This window comes from Pseudomonas sp. 2822-17 (genome assembly GCF_002742485.1).
In the GTDB taxonomy this organism is placed as follows: Bacteria; Pseudomonadota; Gammaproteobacteria; order Pseudomonadales; family Pseudomonadaceae; genus Aquipseudomonas; species Aquipseudomonas cyclaminis.
This window is the reverse complement of sequence record NZ_LJRZ01000340.1, coordinates 1-240: the sequence shown is the minus strand read 5'-3', so window position 1 is coordinate 240 and position 240 is coordinate 1. Positions and strand designations below refer to the sequence as shown.

Genomic DNA, 240 nt, shown 5'->3' with positions numbered 1-240 from the left:
TTGTTAAACTACGATATAAGAGGGTAAAAGAAAAATAAATTATTGAAATAAGGGGAGTTATATAATGAGGCCAAATCAAATATCGCTTGAAACTGCAAAAATGATTTCTGAAAAACTAAAAATGCCGTTGGAACATGTTATGCATACTCCACCGCATATATTGATGGAGAAGCTAAAGCAAGTAGAAGAAAAGGAAGCATCTGAGGATTAATTGTGTTGTAATAGACATTGTGAGAAACG

1 protein-coding gene is annotated in these 240 nt (G+C 32.5%); it reads left to right on the top strand.

All coding sequences use genetic code 11. The features are described from left to right. Positions 1–64 precede the first annotated feature (64 nt). Positions 65–211, top strand: coding sequence for a YycC family protein (locus AOA60_RS34540; protein WP_099584020.1), 147 nt, complete (start codon positions 65–67; stop codon positions 209–211). Positions 212–240: the final 29 nt, after the last annotated feature.

What these genes read in the sequence shown, in the direction of transcription:
- AOA60_RS34540 (WP_099584020.1), top strand. Translation starts at nt 65, where the DNA reads ATGAGGCCAAATCAAATATCGCTTGAAACTGCAAAAATGATTTCTGAA.